Genomic DNA, 20,092 nt, shown 5'->3' with positions numbered 1-20,092 from the left:
ATTTTGAATTAGTCGGTAATGAATGGATAATCCGGCTCCTTATAAATATCATTGTAAAGTTCAGACGCATCCGGGAACGGAGATTCCTCTGCAAACTTCACCGACTCCTGTACGATCGCATCGATCTTCGCTTCCATTTTTTCAATTCCGGCATCATCGATCCAGTTATTTTCTTTCATCACGCGAATGCATTGTTCAATCGGATCCTGTTCTTTGTAACACTCCACTTCTTCTTTCGTTCTGTACTTCGCAGGATCAGACATCGAATGTCCGCGGTAACGATATGTTTTTATTTCAAGAAGTGTCGGGCCATTTCCTTTGCGCGCGTTTTCTGCTGCTGAAGAAATTGCATCGTGTACCGTTTCGCAACGCATTCCGTCCACTTGAAAAGATGGCATCTCGTATGCGTGACCGAGCTTGTACAATTCGTGTACGTTACTCGTGCGCTCGACCGAAGTTCCCATCGCGTAATTATTATTTTCAATAATAAAAATGACGGGAAGTTTCCAGAGCATCGCCATGTTGAATGTCTCGTGCAATGCACCCTGGCGAACGGCGCCATCGCCCATATAACACAGCGTAATATTTTTATTTCCGTTGTACTGATCTGCAAAAGCAATTCCTGCACCAAGTGGAATTTGCCCACCAACAATTCCGTGTCCACCGAAAAAATTAAATTCTTTCGAGAACATGTGCATCGATCCGCCTTTTCCTTTGGAGCAACCGGTAATTTTTCCGAACAATTCCGCCATCACAAATTTCGGATGCATTCCGCGCCCGATCGGGTGTGCGTGATCGCGATACGCGGTGATGACGCGATCATTTTTTGTGATCGCACTTTCTGCTCCCGCAACGAGTGCTTCCTGCCCGATATAGAGGTGGCAGAATCCGCGGATTTTCTGCGCGATGTAAAGTTCCCCGGCTTTTTCCTCGAAACGGCGCATGAGCAACATCAATTCATACCACGAAGCATATTGCTCTTTGCTGAAAGAAGTTTTTGTTTTAAGAGCGGAGTTCTCGGTTTTAATGGCCATAATTTGGCTATGGTTTTAAGGAAAGTAAAGATAGCTAATGGGAACGGAATGCGGAAGGTGCGGATCTGCGGAATACCAATCAATTATTTGAGTGTTCCGCCGGCTTTGATGTACTCTTTTTGCCAGGATGAAAATTTCTTCGTGCGACTCAATTTCCCGTCAATGTAGAATTTCCAAAAACCAACACTGTCAAATTCGCATTCTCCACAATTGGAATATGTATCGCCTGAATTAATAATTTTTCCACCTGTATAATTCTCATCATGTGTAACTCTTGGGCGATTGAATTCATCCTGATTTCCTGAGAGAGGATCCAGTGATGTATTTGTTTCGAGCGAGCTTATCATTCCTGAAGAATCATAGCATGTAACAAAATTCCAAAAGCAGATCCGCCGATCGAACGACGAGTCAAAACATGCCAACTTTCCGCTCGGATAATAACTTTTGTAAAACCGAGCATCTCCAAGACATTCTTCATTTTCGATTTTGCCATCCTTGAAAAAAATTCTTTTGACCAAACCGTTTGAAGTTTGAATGGTGTCGAATTCTGGTTGACTGGTCCGGTTTTTTCCAGCAGAAGAATCCTTCGTCGCAGTAATTGCTAAACTATCATTACTATTATTTTTCTCTTGATTTTGTGAACATCCAACACAGAGCAGCATAAGCAAGATGAACAGCGGAGAAAAATGGTTCAATCTGTAATTCGTCATCTCGTAATCTGTAATTACTTTTTCAGTTCATCTGCCTCAAACACCAGCGGCAACAAATTCTTCACACTTTCCGAAATGAGAATTTTTCCAGTCTTGCCGCCGAGAATGATTTTTATAGGTGAATGTTGTTTCTGCTCGTATTCCGCGAGAACTTGTCTGCACGCGCCGCACGGAGAAAATGGTTTGTCGGATCCTGTTTTTTCAGAGGAACAACTTATCGCAATACTTTCGATCGTTTCACCGGGATGATTTGCAGACGCAAAAAATATCGCCACACGTTCTGCGCACAAGCCCGAAGGATACGCCACATTCTCCTGGTTATTAGCGCGGATAATTTTCCCGTTTGATAATCGCAATGCTGCTCCTACATGAAATTCAGAATAGGGTGCATAAGCAAATTCTCCACCGAGACGTGCTTCTTTCAACAGGCCGAGATCGGAAGGCGGCAATTCATTCTCATTTTCATATTCGCAGATCGTAACGGGAATTTCAATTTTTCGCATGGGCAAAGATAGATTTGAAAATGTTTCCCTGTACGCGGCGAAAGTTTTTCCCGGAAAGGCCGTCAAAGAAAAGTATGTTGAAGCTGATTGTTAAACCATTCGTAACTTACAGCGTCTAAACCTACAAGCATCCCTTTCACGGAACGATCAACCTACATGAATAAATTTCAATGAAACGCTTTTTTCTCTTCGCAGGAATTTCCATTTCTCTCACTTCAAAAATTTTTGCCGCCGATGGCGATAGTATATGGGCAGTTCCGATCATCCACGATATTTATCTGAATTATTCACAGACCGATTACTGGGATTCGCTCGTGAACACGCATGTAACCGACACGTACATGCAAACCACGATGATCTTCGACGGAAGAACGATGATCGTCGGATCGAAGTTCAAAGGAAATTCATCTTACAATAATCCTTCGAATAAAAAATCGTTCAAAATTGATCTCAATTATTACGACAGCACCCAGCGATACGACGGAATAAAAAAGATCAATCTCAATAACGGATTCAAAGATCCGACTTTGTTGCGTGAAAAGATCGCTCTCGATTTCATGCGTGCGCATGGCGTGAATGCTCCGCGCTGCACGTACGCACGCGTATTCCTGAACAATGTTTACTGGGGCGTTTATACCATTGTGGAAGACATTGATTCAAAATTTCTGAAACAGAATTATCCCGACAACAATGGAAATTTGTATAAGGGAGATCCTTCCGGCGACTTCCGCTGGTACGGTAGCACACCTTCGCTTTATTATTCACATTACGAATTGGAGTCCGATTCAAATTACACTTCCTGGAATGATCTCGTGCACATCATAAAAATTGCAAACAACACTTCGACAGCCACGCTTTATGATTCACTGGAAACCGTTTTTGATTCCTGGAGTTTTCTGAATTATATGGCGAATGTGAATGCATTTGTGAATCTTGATTCCTATATAGGCAGCGGCCATAATTATTACACCTATGACGATTCGAATTATACTCATTTCCGGTGGATTGCCTGGGATGTGAATGAATCATTCGGAAATTTCAATCTCGGAATGACCATTTCTCAATTGGAAAATCTGAATTACGATTACCTGGATCAACCCACGAGTCGCCCGCTGGCTAATAACATGCTGGCTAATTCCAATTACCGGCAGATGTATATAGATGCCATGTGCAATGTGATGCAGGATTTCAATAACGCTTATCTCGATCCGATCATTGACAGTCTTGCCAATGCAATTCGCGCAGATGTGTATGCTGATACGTTGATGACTTACACCACGCAGCAATTCGAAGACGACATCGTTGCAGATATACAGGTTCCCGGCGGTCCCGGTGGCGGATGGATTCCCGGTTTGAAATCATTCATCACAGCGCGCAATGCAAGTCTCACTTCACAACTTTCCCCACTTGGTTGCTGGACGAATGTAAATGAAACTAATATTAATGCGGAACAACTTTCTGTTTATCCGAATCCTTCATCAACAACGGCGAGCGTCCATATTCCTTCCGGCATGAAAGGAAATGCAATTCAGATCAGGATAACGGATGTTTCAGGAAAGGAAATGTTCAATGAAAATTTTAATTCCCAGAGTTCAGAAACTTTTAATTTTTCTACTGAACAATTTCCAAACGGAATGTATTTTCTCACTCTTTCGGATGCAGAAAACGGGGCTGCTGCAGTAAAATTCGTAGTGAGCCATTAGTCGTTGGCAGATTACCGAAAACGAATAACTTTACACATACTTAAAAGTCGCTTAATGCCGTAGTCATATTGATTACGGCAAGCGTTTTGTAACACGTTCACTAAAAAAAGAGTTATGTCGAAACTCACAATTTTCGCTTCCGTAATTGTTCTCTTCCTTTTTTCCTGCAATACAGGGCCAGGGCCAGGCGGACAAGCTACCATTACCGGTAAGATCTATGCTTATAGTTACACGGTGAATTCAAGTTTCACCGCTTACAACAAAACCGATTCCGGTTATGCGGCGAATATAAATGTGTACCTGATTTACGGTGATGATCCAACCTATGGCGATAATGTAAAAACAGGACCTGACGGAACTTATCAATTCAAATATCTCCGCAAAGGAAAATACAAAGTGTATGCTTACACATTTATTTACAATCATGCCACTACAGATACTGCAGTGATAAAGCCGGTGGAGATTACCGGTAAAAAGGATAGTAAGACTATGGATGATATTGTTATCAACGTAAAGCAATAACAACATGAAGATTCAGAATATAATTGTGATCGCGGTGGTTTTCATCACCGTTTCTGTTCGCGCTCAATCGAAAAAACAGATCAGGGATCTCAAGGTGAAATCGGAAACGGAAACCATTACGCTTTACAAAGACGGGAAGGAAAGCAGCACCTACAAAGCCGAATACCAGGTTTTCGACAAGGATGGAAACACCGTTCAGGATATTACGTATAATCCCGATGGAACGGTGCATAGAAAAGAAACCGATACCTATTCCGGTAAAAATAAAACTGAAGAAGTGGTGGAGCATCCGAATGGCGGAAATGATAATCCGGACAATACGCCGCCGAAAAAATACAAGAAGACGAGTTGGAAATACAATGCTAATGGAGATAAGACGGAAGAAGATGTGTATGATGCAGCCGGAACTTTATTGAATAAGACAACTTTTATTTACAACAACACCGGAGATAAAATGTTTGAAGTGGAATATGACGGAACAGGAAAAGTGACCAAGAAAACAGCTTATGGTTATGATACAAAAGGATTGAAGACGGAGAAAAAAGTTTTTGGCCCCGGTGGTGAAACGCTGGAGAAAGATCACAAATTCACTTACACTTATTGAGTTGAAGAAGGAAGTAAAAGCGGTACTTGACACATTCGATCCGATTTCGATAGAAGAAATGGATCGTGTGAAACTCATGGACCGCACCGATATGAAATTTAATTTCAATATCAATCGGCTTCCTGATCTTCTGCGCGCCGTGCGCGACCAGTACCGCGCGCTCGAAGTGGCGGGAACGCGCATGAGCCGGTACGAAACGCTTTATTATGACACACCCGGTTTCGATCTTTTTCTCAAACATCATAACGGAAGAACGAATCGCTACAAGATTCGTTTGCGCAGATACGTGGAGTCGGACCTGAATTTTTTCGAAGTGAAATTCAAGAACAACAAAGGGCGCACACTTAAAAACCGTGTGAAGAAAAAAGAATTAGACACCACCATCACCGGAAATTCGGAAGATTTTTTTTCGAAGATGACCGGCATGTCTCCGGGTGAAGTGGAACCTAAATTGTGGGTCAATTACAATCGCGTTACACTCGTGAATCGTTTTGAAGAGGAGCGGCTCACCATTGATCTTGACCTGGAAGTGAAAAGTGAATCGGGATGCATTTCATTCGAGAAACTTGTGATCGTGGAGGCCAAGCAAGCCAAGCCAACAGAAACTGCTTTTGTAAAATTGCTGAAGAAGGCGCACATTCGTGAAGGAGGAACAAGTAAATACTGCATCGCCGTTGCCAACCTGGTACACGATGTGAAAAAAAATAATTTCAAATCTGCTTTAAACGAAATCGAAAAAATAATAAATGAAACGCCACCTGATTAGCATTCTCCTACCCCTCCTGTTATTTGTATTCACTCCCGTTCCTGTGCTTCACGCACAATCGGGAAATTCTGCCGACACCACGCAGAGTAATGAAAAGAAAAAGAAGGGCGATAAGAAAGATGACAAGAAGGATGATAAGAAAGATGACAAGAAAGATGAAGTGAAGGAAGATCAGCCCGACGTTAATTTTTTTACGTTCGCCATTGACAAATTCAATCCTGCATTCTTTGTGCGATTGCTGATCGATCTTTTTTTCATGATCATTCTCGTTCGTTTGATTTACCTGCCCGTGTACAAGCGTCGCGATCACCTGTTCACGTTCTTCATGTTCAACGTGACCATCTTCATGATCACTTACCTGCTGAGTGCGAATAAATCGCTTTCCACCGGCGCCGCTTTCGGAATGTTTGCTGTTTTCTCACTGCTGCGTTATCGCACGGAAGATATTTCTGCGCGCGATATGACTTATCTTTTCATGACGATCGCGCTCGGACTTATGAGTTCCATTAACCGCGGAAATTTTCTTGAAACAATTATCATTAATGCGATCATCATCGTTATTGCATACCTGCTCGACGGAAATATCCTGATCAAAACAGAATTTGTAAAAACGATTCAGTACGAGAATATAGAACTGATCAAACCGGAAAAATACCAGGAATTGCTTGCTGATCTCAAGTTGCGCACCGGCCTCAACGTGCATAAAGTGAGTATAGGCCGCATCGATTTTCTGCGCGACACAGCCACCATTAAAATTTATTACCACGAGAATAAGAACCAGGAACAGGAATAGATACACAACGGCGAAATGAAACGCATACTACTGCCCATATTGCTTTCATTTCTTTTTGTAACGAATTCGATCGCGCAGACTGAGGATTTCGGTTCGTGGATGACATTCAGTTTCAACAAGAAGATCGTTAAGAATTTTGATTTCAACTTTGACCAGGAATTGCGGCTGAAGAATAATCTGCAGAGCGTCAATCTCACTTACACCAACATCGGTGTTACTTACAAATTCAATAAATATTTCCGCATCTCTCCTGTTTATCGTTTCATTGATAAAAATAAGGGAAATGATTCGTGGGGAATACGCCAACGCGCTTATGTCGATCTTATTTTCAAATACAAACTCGGGAAATTTTCATTCGGTTATCGCGCACGATTGCAGAGTGAATGGAGAAGTTGGGGATACGCGAGTGATCTCGGAAATGTACCGGAGCTTTATGAGCGCAACATGTTCAAGGTTGCTTATGCGGCCACCGCTTCCTTGTCTCCGTATGTTGCAAGTGAATTACGTTTCCAGTACCGCAATCCGAGGATACCTTATCACAATGGATTTGACCGCTCACGATTTTATGCAGGGCTGAATTACGATTTCAATCAATTCAGTTCGGGTGGAATTTATTTCATGTGCCAGAAAGAATGGAATGTAAATGATCGGCAAACGCTTTACATTCTCGGGTTTGAATATTCTATTTCTCTCGACTGAGAGGCCGTTTAAAATTCATTTTTTTGGAATTGTTATGATGCCATTTTTGTTCAGCCGAGGCGCATTTTGCAGGCCATAGTGGAGCTAAGATTTATTTCCGCACAAGGAGCGCCACAGCGTGCGCATTCACACCTTCTTCTTTTCCCACGTAACCTAATTTTTCACTGGTAGTTGCTTTCACCGAAACGCAATTGGTTTCAATTCCGAGAAGGGCGGCAATGGTTTCGCACATGAGCGGAATATGCGGATTGATCTTCGGCCGCTCCATGCAAACTGTTGCGTCAATATTTCCAACACGCCATCCTGCATCACGGAGTAATCTGTTCGTTTTCTGCAATAGAATTTTACTGTCAATATTTTTAAACGATGCATCGGTGTCCGGAAAATGAAAACCGATATCGCGCAACGCAGCCGCGCCTAGCAGCGCATCGCATATCGCGTGCAGGAGCACATCCGCATCCGAATGGCCATCACATCCTTTTTCAAAATCAATTTTTATTCCGCCGAGAAATAAATCTCGTCCTGCAACCAGGCGATGCACATCGTAACCGTAACCGATTCTCATATCAGCAGACATTTTTCAAAAGTAAGGAGTGTGTTCGTGATTCACTGAATTATTTTCCGACGATCGTATGCGAAAATAAAAAAGCGCTTTCATTTACTGAGAGCGCTTTCCCATTCAATTTCAGAAATATTATTTTCCTCCGGTATCACCACCTGCTGCATCTTCATTCTGTTTGTTGAACGCATCGAAGTCGAATGTGAGTGTGAAACGAAGTGTATTTTGCAATGGAGAACGTTGTCCGTTCGTTGGAATGAGATAAGCGAAATCGAGGCCGAACACATGATATTTCACTCCTGCGCCGAGCGTGAAGAACTGGCGGTTTCCTTTTGTAGGCGCTTCGTAAAAATAACCGGTGCGAACTGCAAATAAATCATTGTACCAGTATTCAATTCCTGTTCCGATATTTATTTCTTTCAGTTCTTCGTTGAATCCACCGGGCGCATCATTGAATGAACCGAACATTCCATCTGCAACAGAACGGTTCGGATCTTTCCCTTTCTCGATCTCATATTGCCCCGTATTCGGATCAACGATCGGGCTGTGCGTAGTAGGATCTGTTTTATAGATGGGTGGAGTGGGAACAAGAAGTTTATTAAACTCGAGTTGAAATCCGATCTTGTTGTATTCGTCTGCTTGTATCACCATTCCTGCACCCATGCGCAGATTAATGGGAATGAAATCGCGGCGAACAGAAGAAGAATAAGAAATTTTATTCCCGATGTTGGTGATCGCCATCCCGAACATGAGTGTTGATTTTTTGCCGTTCAGTTTTATATCAGGATTATAATAATAACCAGAGAGATCAACTGCGCCGGCAACACCTGCTTTGGTATCCGTATTATTCACTGTGATACCATTGGTAAGACTCGAGTGAATGAAACGTCCTGCCATGGAAGCAGAAAAATGTTTTCCGAGTTTGCGTGCGTAACAAGCGTCGAATGCAAATTCATTCGGACGATATTGCCCGATGGTATTTCCCACGATATCCGTGAAAGTGATATTTCCCATTGAGAAGTAACGCATGGAAGCACCGAATGCAGAATTAGTACTGCCTTTCGGTTTCATGTACCAGGAAACATAAGCGAGATTGATGTCGGGCACCAGCGCGCGCAGCCAGGGCGTGTAGGAAATTCCGAGCCCCATTTTCTTTTGTTCGAATGCAAGTTTTGCTGCATTCCAGTGAATGGAATTCACATCAGGCGTTGTTGCAACACCGGTCTCACCCATTCCTCCCGCACGCGTGTCGGGCGTGATCATCAGGAACGGAACTGCAGTTGTGATCGTGTTGATGCTTCCGCCCTGCAATTGGTTGGTCTGGATCTGTGCTGTAACAGAACTATCCGTACACACCATTGCAACAGCAACTGCTACGATCCATTTATTGATTGACTGAACTTTCATGCTGATCTTGTTAGTTAACAAATTTAGAATTTTTTGTCGCTTTTGAAAAAGTTAATTCAGGATAACGAGTTTCTCATATTTTTCTGCTGATAATCCATCGCTTGTTTGTGCAAATACCCGGTAAATGTAAACGCCGCGGCCGATCTTGTCGCCATAATCATCTCTTCCATCCCACTCGATAGGATCGCTGCGATACCCGTCGGAATTCACTTCCTGATTTATTGTCTTCACTAATTTTCCGGAAACCGTAAAAACCTGGATCATCACATTGTATTGTGTGCAGCACTGATTGTATTCGAGATAAAAAGAAGTATTTGTCGTGAACGGATTCGGATAATTCAGCACGTGGCTGAGTTGAAGCCCTGTTGATTTTGTAACGACAAATTCCGTGGTGACAGTTGTAGAATTATTATAAACGTCCCATACTTTCAGCGAGAGTGTGTGCGTCCCTTCCGAAAGATCCGTAAATGGATAAATGATTCTTCCGCTCTGGTAACTATTCATGTCTGCCTGGTAATAATCATTCAGCACAATTGCATTCTCCGACTGTGCATCAAGAATGGCAACAACATCATGGCCGATTCCATTACCCACCGTATTCACACCGTTCGAATCACGGACAATTGCAAAGAGATGTGGACTGTCGTTGGTGAGTCCGCCAGAAACAAAATTGCTGTCATTCAGAAATAATTTCACGGAAGGTCCGGTAAGATCTGCAGGAGCATTTGTATTGGAACCACCCACGATGATCTGCTCATAGGCGCCGGCTGCATCTGTCACGCCATCTTCTGCATAATAACTGATGCGTCCGACTCCGTACTGGTAAGCAATATCCTTCGGAACGACGAATGAGAACTGGAAATTTCCATTGGTAACACTCACTTTTCCGTGATACAGAATATTTTTCTGCAGCATGAAAGTGAAAGGTGCATTCGGCGGATCATTGCCAAGCGTGGTGATGGCTTTTGCTTTATCGAAAACTGTAGGATAAATAATGCCGTTGAAATCTGTCATGAGATTTCCGATCGAATCAGTAATGTGTCCTTTCACGGTGACCATGCTCAATGCGCGAATGGTGTCGGATGAAGAAGAAGTTACCGCCACATTATTCACTTCTGTTGTCACCACATTATTGATCGGGTAATTCAATCGAAGAGCAGGATCACCCAGCAATGTAAAATTCCTGTTGTTGGTGTTATTGCCACTCGTCACTTTGGTAATACGATACAAGTCACCAACACGCGGCATTTCTCCATCAATGGGAACGAATGCGCATTCGTAGAATTTTTTATTGAGATTGAAATTCGGTGTAGAATAAACAAGACGCACCGTAGTGAACAGACCTATTCCTCCTCCATTCGGATTCAGGAAAACAAATTCACCTGCTGAAGTTCTTCCCGGATCATCGAAGCGGCTGAATTCGCAGGTAGCAGTTACCCACAATGGCATGTTGCAGATATTAGTCCATGCGTTGATCATAGGAACATCAAGGATCCTTTCGTGTGCAAGGCCAACTTCTCCACCATGCCCGGTGTAATTCATAATGAGACAACCTTTATCCATCCGATGATTGATGGCGGCACTCACATCAGGATAGCGTTCCCCTCCGGGAGTTTGCTGCTGCTGGTATGCGTCGAGATAAATTTTGTCAATGTTGTAAATATCATACGTAGTGTCAACCAGCGTAGCAAGCTGATCAGACTGGCTCATGTGAATATCAGAATCTTCATCATCACCAATGAAAGTGAGCCATGTTCTCCACTCTCCTCCTTTTGAACACTGATCATTGGTACATGCAGAAATATTTGTAGATGGAATTTGCCTTGTCATATAATGTTTGATCTTCTGTACCATGTCCTCTGCTTGCTGAGATGTCTGAACAGGAAATCTTCCGATTCCTATATCGACGTAGCCAATATCACTGCTTCCATCCCAGCCACCGGCATCATCAAGCAAACCATAATACTCATCCGAAACATAAGATTCAGTTGGCCCTACAGAATTCAAATTCTGGAACGTAGGAAGGTAATTCGTATTGGACGCCATTCTGTGTTTGTTATCGTATGAACCATCACCGAATAACAATAAATATCTCGGCATTTCTTCTTTAGTTTGTGCGCGGTAATAAAGCATGCGAACAAAATCGCGGATAGCCGTCACGTCCTGTGAGCCGGAAGAGAATTCATTATAGATCTGCTGCGGTGTAACGATCACATAACTCAGATCATCATACTGCGCGTGCAATTGCGCGAGCTCGCCCGCTTGGGTAAGGAATGCTGCGTTACTCACAATGATGAGATCGACCGGTTGCATTCCGTGCAGATTCTGATTTGCAACTTTTCCGAAATAAACCGGTGTGTAAAATTCCGAACCATCGAACGCCACAAATTCCCGAACAGAATCAGCGGGGAGTGTCCATTGGAGAAATGTGGAATTGATCGTGGTGATCTGTTGAGCAACATTAGCCAGATCTGTCACATCCCAAACTGTCAAGGAAGAAGTATAACCATCGAGAAAATATTGTGCAACATTTCCAGTACCTGCGCTTTTTGAATCGCGGAAACTCATCATCCCGGTATTCATGGTTAAATGCCGGCGTGCATTCACACGCACCCAGTTTAAATATCCGAGAGCGCCGGAAGTAAGTTTTGAAATATTCACATTGATCGCAGAATTATTCGGTGTAAAACACATTTCAGTGCTTCCGTCATTTGCATATGGGCAATAATAACATCCTGGAGTAGTCGGCGAAACAGTGATGACTGAACTTCCGCTTTGTGCAGTCACTGAATATTGGCTGGAGCCATTATCATCGCGCGAGATCAGATCAACTTCAACACAGGCATTAGAAGTAACATCGATGTTAGGAAAATTAAAACCAAAATTGTACGAAGTAAGAATATCAAATTCTTCACCGTACCATTCTCTTCCCGATTTGATCATGTTTACATTATCCAATTCATGAAAAGCATAATCATCGAATGAGGTTACATTATTCGTTGGCGCAAGTAAACTTGACGATTGAAGAGCCACTCTTTTTCCCGGGCCGAGATCCGTATTGATAAAATAATAAGTTGTGTCGCTGTAATTGTGAACGTAATGATGATAATGATTATGCCCGGCTGTGGAATCATAGGTCCAGGTATTCGGAGAAACACCATAGAACAAAACATAATCTGTTGAGTCGAATACTCCGTCGCTTTCGCCCTGCACCATGATCGCATATTCATTGAGATCGTCCTGGTGCACACCGGAATTGCTGTAGGGAAGCTGGCCATGACCGTTTCCATAAATGCGGATGTTTCTTGGATCGATCGTTGACATATCAATTCCCATCGAGCTGAAAAAACTATAATCAAGTTTGTGAATTCCGTTATTGACTACACCTATCTTGAACCAGGATCCGGATGCAAGTACGGAACCCGAAGCAAAAACAGGAATAGATCTGCGCGCTGCATTTCCGGTTGGATAAACTTCGAGATCAAAACTGACGAGTTTTTCTATTCGACCGGTCAATGAATTTTTCCGGAGCGGTACGATTGAAACAGCTGCAAGATCTTGCTTTCTGCTGGTGATAACATTCACTTTTATTTCCGGTTCGCTTTGTAAATATTCAGCAGCATTCCCCAGCGCTATAATAGAATTATCATCGAGCGGCTGGTAAACCGGATTCTTAATTACGCCATTCGCAGATGCAGAACCGGAACTCAGTGAAATATTTTCGGAATAAACCGGCAAAAAATTCCGCGAAGCATCATAGGTAGCTCCATCGAACCATAGAAAACTTCTTGTTTCCTCGGCAGTGAATTGAGTGGTGACCGGTTCTGTCCAGTGTAATGTCCTGTGCATCAGGTTAAATTGCGACCTGCTAGCTTGGCTAAAGCAGAAAAAATTCACCGAAAAAAGGCCGATGATTAAAAGGAAAGAGCGAAGTACAGAATGGTTTCTCACGTTAGAAACGAGATTTTGAAGGGTTTCAAATGTAAAAAAAGGTTTGCCGCAGAGTGATTTTCAGGGAGATATTTGGATAATTCGGGAGAAAAGGACTATTTTTGTTCAAGTCCGTTATCCCATCTGCCTAAAACCGATGAAATAACGGAGGCAAACAAGGATTATTGCGCTACGGTTTCAGATTTTTTTTTGAAACCGTTTCGTATCTTCTCCGTAAAAATGAACCTTAACCAAGCACAGTCTCTATGCTGAAGCGAGTGGTTATTGCCTTTTCACTGCTCATGACAGCAGGCATTGGCGATTTGATGGCACAAGACCCGGAATTCACCCAGTTCTATGCCAATCCTCTTTATTTGAATCCAGCTTTTGCCGGAACAGCACGCTGTCCGCGCATCTGTCTCAATTATCGTAATCAGTGGCCGGGAATTACCGGAACATTTGTTACGTATAGTGCGTCTTACGATCAACACGTAGATGGCATCTCAGGCGGACTCGGATTACTTGTAACAAATGACCGTGCAGGGGAAGCAACGATCAATACCACTAACATTTCCGGAATTTATTCTTACCAATTGAATATTACACGTGAGTTCTCATTGAAGTTAGGTGTTCAGGCAACCTATGCCCAAAAATCTGTTGACTGGAGCAAACTTAATTTCGGAGACATGATAGATCCTCGCCGCGGATTTATTTATAATACGAATGAGGTTCCGAACCTGACCAGTAAAACCAATGTAGATTTTTCTGCTGGAATGCTCGGCTACAGTCGCCGCTACTTCTTTGGATTCGCAGTTCATCACATTACAGAACCGGATGAAGGATTCCTCGGACCTTCAAAACTTCCAATGAAATATACGGGCCACGCCGGTGCTGTAATTCCACTCGGTGGGCGTTATGGCGAATCCAGTGTTTCTCCGAATATTCTTTATCAGAAACAACAGGATTTCCAGCAATTGAATCTCGGTGTCTATTTTACGAAAGGACCTATTGTTGGAGGTCTCTGGTATCGTAACCAGGACTCTTTCATTCTCCTTATCGGATTTCAGCAAGACCTTTTCAAATTCGGCTATAGCTACGATGTAACTGTGTCGAAACTTACCAACGCTACGGCAGGTTCACACGAATTGTCATTCCAGATGCAATTCCAGTGTAAGCCTAAGAAGAAGAAGTTCCGTACCGTTAGTTGTCCATCGTTCTGAAAATTTATTTTCGGAACCACATGTAACAAAAGGGAAAATCAACGTTATATAGTTAATTAAACTAAAAGGGAAACTATTACACCAACACCACAACCATGAAGAAAGCAGTGATGCCGTTGATGCTCGTAGCAGGATTAAGCTTTCTGGCTTCTTGCCAGAAAGAGCGTTCCAACGTAACGGGTTGGAATTACAATGATCCGGACAATGGCGGTTTTGAAGTTGTACCTTATGAAGAACAGGAAACCGGTCCCGGTCTTGTGTTCATCGAAGGCGGTACCTTCACTATGGGCAGAGTTGAACAGGATGTGAACTACGACTGGAACAACCAGCCACGAAGGGTTACCGTTTCATCTTTTTATATTGATGAAACCGAAGTACGTAACCTGGATTATCTTGAATACCTCTATTGGACCGATCGCGTTTTTGCAGCCGATTATCCGGAGATTTATGTTTCTGCTTTGCCCGACACATTGGTCTGGCGCGAAAAGCTGGCGTATAATGAGCCCTATGTGCTCTATTATCTTCGCCATCCTTCCTATCGCGATTATCCTGTGGTTGGTGTGAACTGGCTCCAGGCTTGTAATTTCTGTAGCTGGCGTACAGATCGTGTTAATGAGTTCATTCTTGTTCGCGAAGGAATTCTCGATTGGGATCCAGCTGCTGTGAATGAAGCTACATTCAACACAGATCACTATCTCGCCGGAACAAAAGCTGACAATCCATTTGTAGGAAACGTTGTTCAGAATATTCCTTCTCTTAATCCTACCGGTCCTGAGGATCGCATGGTTCGTATGGAAGACGGAATTCTTCTACCGAAGTATCGTCTGCCAACAGAAGCAGAATGGGAATATGCTGCATATGGTCTTATCGGAAATACACTTGGAGAGCGTATCACGGATCGCAGACTTTATCCATGGAACGGACATTCCGTTCGTAATCCTGATGAACGTTACATTGGCCAGATGCTGGCAAACTACAAACGTTCTAACGGTGACAATATGGGAACTGCCGGAATGTTGAATGACGCTGCTGATATTACTGCTCCTGTCTATTCTTATTGGCCGAATGATTATGGCCTTTATAACATGGCAGGTAACGTTTCAGAATGGGTGCTGGATGTTTATCGTCCGCTTACACAAACTGATGCTGATGATTTCCGCTCATTCCGTGGTAATGTTTTCAAGACCCAGTTGCAGGATACGATTAATACTTTCGCAACGAAAACAGTTATCGTTGAAGATTCTGTTCGTTATGATAAAGACAGCAACATCGTAAGCATCCCTGGCGCTATCCGTTATCGTAACGTGGATCTGAAATACAAAGAAGACAAACTTGAAACTCGCCGTAATTATAAATACGCTGATAACATCAACTTCAATGATGGTGATGGAAACTCTTCGGTTTATTATACAGATCCTTCCAGCGTAAGCGCAAACAAACTCATGTATGAGTACGGAGTTTATTCGCTTGTCAATGATAAAGCACATGTGTACAAAGGAGGATCGTGGCATGATCGCGCTTACTGGATGGTTCCTGGAACGCGTAGATTCCTTGACCAAAACCAGGCAACAGCGTGGATCGGATTCCGCTGTGCAATGGACCGCGTTGGTTCTCCTGTAGGATTAGGCGGAAAATAAATTATCGGCTTTCATTTCAGAACGCTCCTTGTATTTAACTTGGAGCGTTCTTCTTTTAAAGACGTTGTGATAACAGAAAATATTTATAGAATATTTCTTCAGCATCCTTTCGTTTCGACAGACACGAGGAGTATTATTCCGGGTTGTATCTTCTTTGCTTTGAAGGGTGGGAATTTTGACGGAAATAAATTTGCAGATGATGCGCTGAAAAAAGGTGCTGCGTTCGCCGTGATCGATAACAAAACTTTTCTCAAAAATGAAAAGACGATCCTGGTTGATGATGTTCTCCGTTCGCTCCAGCAATTGGCGAATCATCACCGCCGGGAGTTGGGAAAAAATAAGCTGAAAGTACTTGCACTCACCGGCAGCAATGGAAAGACCACCACGAAAGAATTGATAGCGCGCGTTCTCGCGAAAAAATTTCGCACACACTTCACCAATGGAAATCTGAATAATCACATCGGAGTTCCACTCACTTTATTGCAATTGAAAAAAGAACACCAGTTTGCTGTGATTGAAATGGGCGCGAATCATTTGGGAGAAATTGAGTTACTGAGTTCGATCGCCGAACCTGATTTCGGATTGATCACCAACATCGGGCTTGCCCATCTCGAAGGATTCGGCGGAGCGGAAGGCGTACTGAAAGGGAAAACAGAATTGTTTGATGATCTCAGAAAGAGAAATGCCCGCCTGAATGACAAAGTCGGGCAGGGTGTTGCTTTTGTTTTTTCAGATGATGAACAAATTGTGAAACGCGCGCAAGGATTGAAAGTAGTCACGTATGGAGTTTCTGAAAATGCTTCAGTAAATGGAAAAATTATTAGCAGCGATCCGTTCGTGAAATTCATTTGGAAGACAAAAGAAATTTCTTCGCACGAAGTGGCCACTCATCTCACCGGCGAATACAATCTTCCGAATTTGCTGGCGGCTTGTGCTGTGGGAAATTATTTTGGAATTCCTGCGAATGAAATTGATGATGCGATCGCGGATTATATTCCGGATATAAATCGATCGCAAATGGAAAAACGGGGGACGAATACATTCATCCTTGATTATTACAATGCGAATCCGTCGAGCATGGAAGCGGCGATCACTAATCTTGCAAAGATGAAAGCGGAGCATAAAATTCTGTTGCTTGGAGATATGTTTGAACTCGGCGAAGAAAGTGCGAAAGAACATCAGCGCATAGTGGATCTTATTGGAGAAAAGTTGATCCTTCGACAAGCTCAGGACGTAAAAGTTGTATTTGTTGGAAAACACTTTGCGGCGACGAAAGATGATTTCAGAGGAATACGTGTGAATGATTCTGTTGCCGCCGGCGAGTGGTTGAAGAAAGAGAATCCTCAGAATAGTTTGATACTGATCAAGGGTTCGAGAGGAATGAAGATGGAAGTTGTCGCGGATTCACGCTAATTTTTTGCTGCACCGAACCAACTTTCACAGCCCCGATAGAAGCGGCACGAAGTAAAGCGGATAGCGGGACAGGTGGTATTTTGCTGCACCGGAGATCTTGCTCCACATCATTTCACGCGAAGACACAAAGTTTGCGCAAAGAAAAAGGCTGACCTGAGTCAACCTTCATCTGTAATTTGTAATTCTGTAATTATCCCAGGATCCCTCTCGAGATAACGATCTTCTGCACCTCCGTTGTTCCTTCGTAGATCTGTGTAATTTTTGCATCGCGCATCAAACGCTCTACGTGATATTCTTTTACGTAACCGTATCCGCCATGCACTTGCACCGCTTCTGTAGTCACCCACATCGCAACGCGTGATGCATACAACTTCGCCATCGCAGATGAGATGGTATAATCCATGTGCATGTCTTTATGCCAAGCTGCTTTCAAACACAACAATCGCGCTGCATCAATTTCAGTAGCCATGTCTGCGAGTTTGAATGCGATGGCCTGGTGTTGATTGATAGTTTTTCCAAAAGCTTTTCTTTCTTTCGAATACGCGAGCGCGAGTTCGTACGCGCCTGATGCGATACCGAGCGCTTGTGATGCGATACCAATTCTTCCGCCAGTCAAAGTTTTCATTGCGAATTTGAAACCGAATCCGTCTTCGCCAATTCGATTTGCTTTCGGAACTTTCACATCGGTGAACATAAGTGAATGCGTGTCGCTCGCCCGGATTCCCATTTTATTTTCTTTTGGGCCGACAACAAATCCCGGCATTCCTTTTTCCACGATGAATGCGTTGATGCCTTTGTGTCCTTTGTCAATATCGGTTTGCGCGATCACGAGATAAACGGAAGCGCTTCCTCCATTGGTGATCCAGTTCTTTGTTCCGTTAAGCAAATAATAATCGCCGCAATCTTTCGCTGTTGTTTTCTGTGAAGTTGCATCCGATCCTGCTTCCGGTTCTGACAAACAGAATGCGCCGATGATTTCTCCTTTTGCAAGCGGAATTAAATATTTCTGTTTCTGTTCTTCGGTTCCGAATTCCTGGATTCCCCAGCACACGAGTGAATTATTTACCGACATGATCACGGAGCAGGACGCATCTATTTTAGAAATTTCTTCCATGGCAAGCACGTACGAGATTGTATCCATTCCGCCACCGCCATATTTCGGATCGACCATCATTCCGAGAAAACCGAGTTCACCCATCATCTTCACCTGTTCTTTTGGAAATTTCTGATGTTCGTCGCGTTCGATGACACCTTTCTTCAATTCATTGTGTGCAAAATCGCGCGCCGCTTTTTGAATCATCAAATGTTCTTCGGAAAGTTCAAAATTCAATCCGGCGGTTATTTCTGTAAGAGTGTGTGACATGAAACAAAGATAAGATTTTGGGAGTGAATTTCATTGGGGGAGGGACGAATTGCGAATCTATCCGAATATGCGAAGTATGAAGCCACAGATTACCCGAAGCGACAGTTGAAACGCCGGTCTATACGATTCGTATATTCGTGAAAATTCACCATTCATTCCCATTTGGAAAATAAAACCTTTGTCGTCGGAATCATGTCGGGCACTTCGCTCGATGGAATGGACATTTGCCTTACTGAATTTTCTGAAAATGCCGGAAAATGGAATTACAAAATCCTTGCTGCCGAAACTATTTCTTATTCTGAAAAGTGGCTTGAAAATTTAAAACGTGCTGAACGGTCGAGTGGCGCTGCGCTGATGGAATTGCATGAAGAATACGGAATTTTCATTGGAGAAACGGTAAATTCATTCTTGGAAAAAAATAAAATAAAAAAACCGGTTCTGATTTCTTCGCACGGCCACACTATTTATCACCGGCCGGATGCAGGTTACACTTTCCAGCTTGGTGATGGAAAAAAAATTCATGCGCTCTGTAAAATTCCAGTCGTGAGCGATTTCCGTTCGGGCGATGTTGCATTGGGCGGACAAGGCGCGCCGCTCGTTCCTATTGGTGATAAATTACTTTTCGGCGAATACGATCTTTGTCTGAATCTCGGCGGCTTTGCGAATATTTCATTTGAGAAAAATAATAAACGAATTGCGTTTGATATTTGCCCGGTAAATTATGTTTTGAATTTTCTTGCGAAAAGAACCGGAAAGAATTTTGATGAGAACGGAAAACTTTCTTCTTCGGGAAAAGCCATTCCCGGATTAATTGAGAAATTGAATTCGCTTTCATTTTACCAACAGCCACCGCCGAAATCATTGGGCAGAGAATGGGTGGAACAGAATATTTTTCCTTTGCTGGATACGAAATATAAAACGGAAGATCTTCTTTGCACATTCACTGAACATATTGCGCAACAGCTTTCTTATCATTGCAGGAAGGGAAAATTACTGCTTACGGGCGGAGGCACGCACAATGATTTCCTGGTTGAACAAATAAAAGAAAAATGTAAAACAGAAATCATCATTCCGGATCAGCTAACAATCGATTTTAAAGAGGCGCTGATATTCGCCCTGCTTGGATTATTGAGAATGAAAAATGAAATAAATATTCTCTCAAGTGTTACCGGTGCGCAGAGAGACAGTTGTGGCGGGGAACTTTTTTCATAGGGTACTGATTATTCCAG

The 20,092-nt window shown here is 43.0% G+C and carries 17 protein-coding genes; 10 read left to right on the top strand and 7 right to left on the bottom strand.

All coding sequences use genetic code 11. From position 1 onward, the window contains the following. Positions 1-8 precede the first annotated feature (8 nt). The 3 genes from pdhA to HY064_07660 all read right to left on the bottom strand — a co-directional run bounded on the left by pdhA (position 9) and on the right by HY064_07660 (position 2,247). Positions 9-1,034, bottom strand: coding sequence for a pyruvate dehydrogenase (acetyl-transferring) E1 component subunit alpha (gene pdhA / locus HY064_07670; protein ID MBI3510526.1), 1,026 nt, complete (start codon positions 1,032-1,034; stop codon positions 9-11). An 83-nt stretch (positions 1,035-1,117) separates the two neighbouring features. Then, positions 1,118-1,729, bottom strand: coding sequence for a hypothetical protein (locus tag HY064_07665; GenBank protein MBI3510525.1), 612 nt, complete (start codon positions 1,727-1,729; stop codon positions 1,118-1,120). Positions 1,730-1,758: 29 nt separating this feature from the next. Further along, the gene (locus HY064_07660) at positions 1,759-2,247 is read right to left on the bottom strand and encodes a cytidine deaminase (protein ID MBI3510524.1); all 489 of its coding nucleotides are present in this window, start codon (positions 2,245-2,247) and stop codon (positions 1,759-1,761) included. A 170-nt stretch (positions 2,248-2,417) separates the two neighbouring features. Here HY064_07660 and HY064_07655 point away from each other — a divergent pair, with 170 nt between their 5' ends. The 6 genes from HY064_07655 (at position 2,418) to HY064_07630 (ending at position 7,334) form a co-directional block, all read left to right on the top strand. Next, positions 2,418-3,950 carry a CotH kinase family protein gene (locus tag HY064_07655; GenBank protein ID MBI3510523.1) on the top strand — a complete coding sequence of 511 codons (1,533 nt, stop codon included), beginning with the start codon at positions 2,418-2,420 and terminating at the stop codon, positions 3,948-3,950. Between the two features lie 114 nt (positions 3,951-4,064). Beyond that, complete coding sequence (locus HY064_07650) at positions 4,065-4,472, top strand: hypothetical protein (protein ID MBI3510522.1); 408 nt, start codon at positions 4,065-4,067, stop codon at positions 4,470-4,472. Between the two features lie 4 nt (positions 4,473-4,476). Beyond that, positions 4,477-5,076, top strand: coding sequence for a hypothetical protein (locus tag HY064_07645; protein MBI3510521.1), 600 nt, complete (start codon positions 4,477-4,479; stop codon positions 5,074-5,076). Then, entirely contained in the window at positions 5,033-5,842 is an 810-nt protein-coding gene (locus HY064_07640) for a polyphosphate polymerase domain-containing protein (protein MBI3510520.1), read from the top strand. The genes HY064_07645 and HY064_07640 overlap by 44 nt, the downstream gene beginning before the upstream one ends. Beyond that, positions 5,823-6,635 carry a DUF4956 domain-containing protein gene (locus tag HY064_07635; GenBank protein ID MBI3510519.1) on the top strand — a complete coding sequence of 271 codons (813 nt, stop codon included), beginning with the start codon at positions 5,823-5,825 and terminating at the stop codon, positions 6,633-6,635. Before HY064_07640 ends, HY064_07635 begins: the two co-directional genes overlap by 20 nt. A 15-nt stretch (positions 6,636-6,650) precedes the next feature. Then, a complete protein-coding gene (locus HY064_07630) occupies positions 6,651-7,334 on the top strand; it encodes a DUF2490 domain-containing protein (protein ID MBI3510518.1) in 684 nt (227 codons plus the stop codon). Between the two features lie 91 nt (positions 7,335-7,425). Here HY064_07630 and HY064_07625 read toward each other — a convergent pair whose 3' ends face one another. From HY064_07625 to porU, 3 genes are all read right to left on the bottom strand, one after another. Beyond that, positions 7,426-7,899 carry a 2-C-methyl-D-erythritol 2,4-cyclodiphosphate synthase gene (locus tag HY064_07625; protein MBI3510517.1) on the bottom strand — a complete coding sequence of 158 codons (474 nt, stop codon included), beginning with the start codon at positions 7,897-7,899 and terminating at the stop codon, positions 7,426-7,428. Positions 7,900-8,028: 129 nt separating this feature from the next. Continuing rightward, positions 8,029-9,300, bottom strand: a complete 1,272-nt coding sequence (porV, locus tag HY064_07620) for a type IX secretion system outer membrane channel protein PorV (protein ID MBI3510516.1) — start codon at positions 9,298-9,300, stop codon at positions 8,029-8,031. Positions 9,301-9,351: 51 nt separating this feature from the next. Continuing rightward, positions 9,352-13,149, bottom strand: a complete 3,798-nt coding sequence (gene porU / locus HY064_07615; protein MBI3510515.1) for a type IX secretion system sortase PorU — start codon at positions 13,147-13,149, stop codon at positions 9,352-9,354. 347 nt (positions 13,150-13,496) lie between these two features. On the opposite strand from porU, the gene HY064_07610 reads away from it, so the two are divergent. The 3 genes from HY064_07610 (at position 13,497) to HY064_07600 (ending at position 17,500) form a co-directional block, all read left to right on the top strand. After that, entirely contained in the window at positions 13,497-14,450 is a 954-nt protein-coding gene (locus HY064_07610; GenBank protein ID MBI3510514.1) for a type IX secretion system membrane protein PorP/SprF, read from the top strand. A 95-nt stretch (positions 14,451-14,545) separates the two neighbouring features. Next, positions 14,546-16,087: an SUMF1/EgtB/PvdO family nonheme iron enzyme gene (locus tag HY064_07605; protein MBI3510513.1), complete on the top strand. Its 1,542-nt coding sequence runs from the start codon at positions 14,546-14,548 to the stop codon at positions 16,085-16,087. 66 nt (positions 16,088-16,153) lie between these two features. After that, on the top strand, positions 16,154-17,500 hold the full coding sequence (locus tag HY064_07600; protein MBI3510512.1) for a UDP-N-acetylmuramoyl-tripeptide--D-alanyl-D-alanine ligase: 1,347 nt from the start codon (positions 16,154-16,156) through the stop codon (positions 17,498-17,500). 190 nt (positions 17,501-17,690) lie between these two features. Here the strand turns inward: HY064_07600 and HY064_07595 are convergent, their stop codons facing one another. Beyond that, positions 17,691-18,830 (bottom strand): acyl-CoA dehydrogenase, encoded by a 1,140-nt coding sequence (locus HY064_07595; GenBank protein MBI3510511.1) that lies wholly within the window; start codon positions 18,828-18,830, stop codon positions 17,691-17,693. 195 nt (positions 18,831-19,025) lie between these two features. On the opposite strand from HY064_07595, the gene HY064_07590 reads away from it, so the two are divergent. Next, positions 19,026-20,075, top strand: coding sequence for an anhydro-N-acetylmuramic acid kinase (locus tag HY064_07590; protein ID MBI3510510.1), 1,050 nt, complete (start codon positions 19,026-19,028; stop codon positions 20,073-20,075). Positions 20,076-20,092: the final 17 nt, after the last annotated feature.

It is taken from the genome of Bacteroidota bacterium (assembly GCA_016194975.1).
Lineage (GTDB): Bacteria > Bacteroidota > Bacteroidia > Palsa-965 > Palsa-965.
This window is presented reverse-complemented; position numbering and strand designations above follow the sequence as displayed.

Coding starts and splice junctions, on each gene's coding strand:
- pdhA (MBI3510526.1), bottom strand. CDS start 1,034: ATGGCCATTAAAACCGAGAACTCCGCTCTTAAAACAAAAACTTCTTTC.
- HY064_07660 (MBI3510524.1), bottom strand. CDS start 2,247: ATGCGAAAAATTGAAATTCCCGTTACGATCTGCGAATATGAAAATGAG.
- HY064_07655 (MBI3510523.1), top strand. CDS start 2,418: ATGAAACGCTTTTTTCTCTTCGCAGGAATTTCCATTTCTCTCACTTCA.
- HY064_07650 (MBI3510522.1), top strand. CDS start 4,065: ATGTCGAAACTCACAATTTTCGCTTCCGTAATTGTTCTCTTCCTTTTT.
- HY064_07645 (MBI3510521.1), top strand. CDS start 4,477: ATGAAGATTCAGAATATAATTGTGATCGCGGTGGTTTTCATCACCGTT.
- HY064_07635 (MBI3510519.1), top strand. CDS start 5,823: ATGAAACGCCACCTGATTAGCATTCTCCTACCCCTCCTGTTATTTGTA.
- HY064_07630 (MBI3510518.1), top strand. CDS start 6,651: ATGAAACGCATACTACTGCCCATATTGCTTTCATTTCTTTTTGTAACG.
- HY064_07625 (MBI3510517.1), bottom strand. CDS start 7,899: ATGAGAATCGGTTACGGTTACGATGTGCATCGCCTGGTTGCAGGACGA.
- porV (MBI3510516.1), bottom strand. CDS start 9,300: ATGAAAGTTCAGTCAATCAATAAATGGATCGTAGCAGTTGCTGTTGCA.
- porU (MBI3510515.1), bottom strand. CDS start 13,149: ATGCACAGGACATTACACTGGACAGAACCGGTCACCACTCAATTCACT.
- HY064_07610 (MBI3510514.1), top strand. CDS start 13,497: ATGCTGAAGCGAGTGGTTATTGCCTTTTCACTGCTCATGACAGCAGGC.
- HY064_07605 (MBI3510513.1), top strand. CDS start 14,546: ATGAAGAAAGCAGTGATGCCGTTGATGCTCGTAGCAGGATTAAGCTTT.